Genomic DNA, 6,059 nt, shown 5'->3' with positions numbered 1-6,059 from the left:
AGATGATGGTGTTGCAGGATGCCATCAATGCTATTGCCCCGGAGGTTCCCGGAGCGGCGCTGTTGGCTCACCCAGCCGCTGGTGCGGTTCCCCAATCGTCGGGTGGCCAGCCTTCCGGTGGCACCGATCAAGGTTTAAGTGTGGGAACCAAGGCCGGAATCGCGATTGGTAGCGTCGGCGGAACATTAGGTTCGGTGGCTAGCGGCGCATTTATAAAAAGACTGGCCTCGAACGGGGGCGATGCGGCGGCGGAAGATGTCGGGGTCCGCATTGGGGAAAGTGCAGCAGAGGAGTTTGTGCCAGAGACCGAGGTTTTGAAATCCCTGGGTGATGGGCTCAAAACTTCTGTTGAGGATTTGATGGCCAAGGCACCCGCCCCGCCACATCATGAACCCGGCGGCGAAGACTGGGCCCATATCCGCACTCGTGGCAAAGGCAGCAGTGGCAAAATAAAAGAACCCGCGTGTCGACGTAAAAGAGCCCTGGCCGGGGCTGGCATGGGCGGTTGTGCCGCCGATGAGTTGTATGAAAAGGCCGTAAAAAGGATAGTTGCAGAAGGCGTTGTTGGATTCGGTGCAACCGGCCTGATGGCCGGTTTTGCTGAAACACTGGCTGTCGGACTCCTGACCCCGGAATTACTTATGATCATTGCTGCAGCCGTGGCAGCCGGCGTTGCCGGCTGGGTAGGTTATGAAATCTACGAACTTGCAGAAGATGGGAAGAAGAAGGGAGGCGGGGGTGATAGTGATGATGATTCATCTGACAAGGACAACTCCGGCCATCATCACTCATCCGGTGGCAGTGGTAACAGAGGAACCACGCCCACCAGTGGATTGTTAACGACCGGCCAGCCACCCGTCACAGGCCTGCAACCTGCCACGGACAGGCCAGGCAGCAATCCCGGAGTGGTTGCTGACAACAGTAGCCCTGTTGTTGCGATCGCATCGTCAACCGGCGCACAGGCAGTGGTGTCGTCTGACGTGCATGCATTGGCCACCATCGCGCCGGAGACCAACACCCCGCAGCCACTGGCATCGACCAGCGTATCAACCACGGCTGTAACCGTGACAGAACAGGCTGACATTACCCCTGCAATGGCATCTGCTGCCATGGATCGTGCAACCAGTGAAGCCGGACTGCTAACGTCCTTAGCGGTATCTGAGGGCAGTTCCAGCCATGTACCACCGGACGCCTCAAAAGCATTGTTATCGACGGCTTTATGGCCGCCTACCGCTGCACCTGTGCTGGCACCCGGATTGAGTTCGTTGGCCAGCACTACTATTGAGGCTGCACCACGCCAGTCAGAGAGCACCCGTGCTCAGGCACTATCTGCCAATACCACAGCTCCAATTGGAGCAGAGTCAAGTTTGTCGTTTAATACTATCACGGCGTCGTTGAGTTCGTCAGAGACGGCAAGTAGACAGGCAGTGTCGTCCAGTATCATCACTTTAGCCTCATCCAAGTCTGGTTCGTTCGTTAATGCTACAGAGGGTTCATTAAGCCCGTCCGGAACGGTAAACACTCAGGCATTGTCATCCAGCACGATGGCCCGGATTTCGCCGGAAATGAGTCCGTCAATGAATACTACTGAGGCATCACTGAACCCATCAGGCATGGCAGGCACCCAGAGGTTATCATCCAGCACCACGGAGCTGTTCTCTCCAGAGCTGGGTTCGTCGATGAATACCACCGATGTGTCACTCACTCCATCAGGGATGGCAGGCACCCAGACGTTATCATCCAGTACCACGGCTGCGTTTTCTCCAGAGTTGAGTTCGTCGATGAATACTACCGATGTGTCGGTGACTCCGTCAGGCATGGCAGGCACTCAGAGGTTATCATCCAGTGCCACGGCTGCGTTCTCTCCAGAGTTGAGTTCGTCGATGAATACTACCGATGTGTCGGTGACTCCGTCAGGCATGGCAAGCACACAGACATTGTCATCCAACACTACGGCTCCGTTCTCACCGGAACTGAGTTCGTCAATGAATACCACCGATTTGTCAATGACGCCATCCGGGATGGCAGGCACTCAAACATTGTCATCCAACACCACGACCACGGCTCCGTTCTCACCAGAGCTGAGTTCGTCGATGAATACCACAGATGTGTCAATGACTCCGTCAGGGATGGCAAGCACTCAAACATTGTCATCCAACACCACGGCTCCGTTCTCACCAGAGCTGAGTTCGTCGATGAATACCACCGATGTGTCAATGACCCCATCCGGGATGGCAAGCACACAGGCCTTGTCATCCAACACTACGGCTTCGTTCTCACCGGAATTGAGTTCGTCGATGAATACCACCGATGTGTCAATGACGCCATCCGGGATGGCAAGCACACAGGCCTTGTCATCCAACACTACGGCTTCGTTCTCACCGGAATTGAGTTCGTCGATGAATACCACCGATGTGTCAATGACGCCATCCGGGATGGCAAGCACACAGGCCTTGTCATCCAACACCACGGCTGCGTTCTCTCCAGAGCTGAGTTCAACGATGAATACCACCGATGTGTCAATGACCCCATCCGGGATGGCAAGCACTCAGGCACTGTCATCCAACACTACGGCTCCGTTCTCACCGGAATTGAGTTCGTCGGTGAATACCACCGATGTGTCAATGACCCCATCCGGGATGGCAAGCACTCAGGCCTTGTCATCCAACACTACGGCTCCGTTCTCACCAGAGCTGAGTTCGTCGATTGATGCCACCGGGGCATCAGAAGACTTATCAGAGATTACGAAAGAACCGTCAACATCGCTAAAAACAGCGTTGTCTGCCGCACAAAACACCTCTGGTGCCACACGCCCATCGCCCTCTGCCGCAGATGATGCTGAAACCGACACCGCCCGGGCGGTATCCAGTTCACAGCCAACGACTTCACAGCCAACCACTGCGCAGCCATCCACTTCACAGCCATCCACTTCACCACTACCCACATCCACTTCCCAAACACCAACAGCTCACCTTGAGGCGACCCCGTCTGAGGCGACCCCGTCGGCCATTAACGATCGTACTGACGCTGAGTCATCGTCGCCAACGATCGTACCGGATAAAACCACTCAACCGGTTGCGACCCCCACCGCCTCCGTCACCGACAGCCGCCCGCCGCAGGTAGGCCCGCAGGGCAAAAAACTGCTGAAACTTTATGCGGACCAGGGCCAGGCGATCCATGACCGCTATATGTGGCAGATCAACGACTTCCAAAATAACAATGTCCGGGATCTGCAGGCCATCTGGGACATTGGTGAAGAGATAACCATCAACGACCGGACCTATCTGAAATGGCCCCTTGAACGGCTGGTGTGTTGCGCCCACGGCCTGCGGGCCATGGACAAACTGCTCCGGGATAACTTCCTGTCCATCAGCAGCCTTGCCCAGCAATGCATCAGCTATGATGCCAGCCGTGGCCTGACCATGAACCCGCAAGCTCCCGGGGAAAACCCGGCCAGGGAGATCATCGTTGATAACCTGGCCAACCGCTTCCTGACTATGTACTCACGGCTGGCACAAGCGCGCTCCCAGATGATCCTGGCCACCGGGTTTGCCATGGCAGAGACCGGCGAGGCCGGGCTTTTCCGGGGATTCAATGCCCAGGGCATGGATAACACGGTCAATGCCCTGTTGCGTGATGCCTCCGGGGTGTCCGCACCGTTCCGGGAGGTTCTGGAGGGGGTGGCGGATTACCTGGGCAGGCAGATCACGGAGAAGCGCCTCAACGATGGCAACGTTCTGCGCGCCCCCGGGCCGGATGAACAACTGTCGTCGGTGATACACAATGCCACCGTCGCCGATCATGAGTTCACCTTGCCGTCGGGCTGGCTGGAACGTGGAGACTTTGATGCCACCAACCGGATCATCCGGGGTGAGCAGGCCCGTTTCCTTGCCAACATGGGGGTATACAGAGACTGGAATCGCTTCCCGGTGGATTACCGGAAGATCTTCCAGAACCCCACAGATTATGATGCCGTGTTCCACAATGACGACACCGTTCCCTGCCATTACAGCGAATCGGGACTGGACGACACGTCGGCCCTGGCGCCGCTGCTTTCCCGCCCACCGGCTACGTCACAGTTCACCGTGACTGAGCGGAAACTGCTGAAGGGGTATGTCGGCCAGGCCACGGCAATCTATGCCGACTATGCCCACCAGGCCGAGGCCATAAAGCAGCAGAACCGGGAGATGATGGCAGCCATACCCGCCGAGGAGTCAGACTCCATAACCTGGCCGGAAAAACGACAGGTGTGCTGCGTCAACCTGCTGGAGACACTGGAGAGACAGTTCCGGGACAGCTTCCTGAACATGACCAGTACGGCGGGGCAGTACCTCCGCTATGATGACGATCAGGATGACCACCAACCCGGCGGTACCTCGGGCCAGCGCGCCACCGAAGTGTCGATCACCAGGAATCTGGCCAACCAGTTCCAGAACCTGTATGCGCTCTACAGCGCTGCCCGTTATGACATGGTCAGGGCCACCGGATTCGGAGGCGAGGCAGCAGAGGATGATCGCTTCCACGGTTACAATGCCGGTGCCATTGGCAGGGCGGTGACCGGGTTGCTGGCGAGATCGGCCAGGATGTCGGCCCCCATCCGGGAGGTGCTGCAAACGCTTGAGAACGCTCTGGACCATGAACATGAGGATCTGCGCACCAACGATAGACGTCCCCCGCAGCCTGATACCGCACTGCAGCGGGCGGTGGAGAATGTCCGGGTAGCGGATGATGAGTTTAACCTGTCGCCACCCATGCTGGACGCCCGGGATCTGACGGTGATCAATCAACTCATCCTGGCCGAGCGCAAAGCCTATTTTCAGAACATTCAGAACACGGAATCACTGAGGGATGAGCATTTCGCGATGTTCAGCGACGTGTTCGACAACTCGACGGATTTGCAAAATCAATTGTATCGCGAGGAACTTCCCTGTTCGACCAGCGAGCAGGGGCTGGCCGACACCTCGGCGCTGAGCGAACTGCTGGCGCGGGCTGCAGACCGGGGACCGAGCATCACTGCAGCAGGGAAAAAACTGCTGAAACTGTATGCCGACCGCACCACGAAGTCCTACCGTACCTATGGCCAGCGTATCAGCAATATCCAGAGTGCCAATACCCGGGCAGTAGAGAACATCAAGGAGAGTGATAACATCATCACCCACAAGAAATGGGAATACCCGCAATGGTCGCTGGCACGACTGGTCTGCTGTGCCCAGGGCCTGCAGGCGATGGACCAGGAACTCAGGAACACGTTCCTCTCGGACCTGAGCCTGGCCGATCAGTGTATTCGCCATGATGCCTCCCATAGCCTGACCATGGGGCCAGATGCGAGCGGCGAGAATCCCACCCGGGAGGCCATGATTGATGATCTGGTCAACCAGTTCCTGAACCTGTATTCACAGTACGGTGAAGCCCGTTTCAATATGATCAAAGCCACCGGGTTCTCCCTGGAGGAGGCGGCAGAATCACCGGTTTTCCGGGGATTTAGCGCCCGGGGCATGGCGACCACGGTCAATGATCTGTTGCGTACCACGTCCGGATTGTCCGCACCGTTCCGCGATGTTCTCCGGGGGATGGCGAACTATCTGGATAACCGGATCACTGAGGATCACCATGACGACAATAATGATCTGCGCCCGCCACAGACTGATCGTCACCTGTTGCAGATCATCAACGATACCACCGTCGTCGATGATGAGTTCATCTTGCCGCCAGTAATCATGGTTCGTGGCGATATGGACGCTATCAAACAGCTCGTCCAGGCTGAGAAAGTCGACTACCTGGCCAGACTGGAGGAACTGGAAGACCGGGAGCATTTCCCCGCTGATTTTGTCGATATATTCCAACAGCCCGATGCCTTTGCGGAGCTTTTCCCGGAGGGGGAGATCCCGTCGTGCCAGGGTGACTCACGCAAGCGTCGCCAGCTGGACAGCCAGCTCTCTGGCAAGCCTGTCGACAAGCCGGTGCCTCCCCGGGATGAGCCTGCTATTGCCAATGACCACCGTGCCCCGGCCACTGCCGGTGCCACCCGTTACGGAGGACTGTTGTCGGCGCTGCGTGGT

The 6,059-nt window shown here is 57.3% G+C and carries 1 pseudogene; it reads left to right on the top strand.

The features are described from left to right. Positions 1 to 6,059: pseudogene (locus tag ACO6UY_RS23745) on the top strand (hypothetical protein); the annotation flags it as partial.

Source organism: Endozoicomonas sp. ALE010 (assembly GCF_049310165.1).
Taxonomy (GTDB): Bacteria; Pseudomonadota; Gammaproteobacteria; order Pseudomonadales; family Endozoicomonadaceae; genus Endozoicomonas.
The sequence above is the reverse complement of the archived record's forward strand: the minus strand, read 5'-3'. Positions and strand labels throughout refer to the sequence as shown.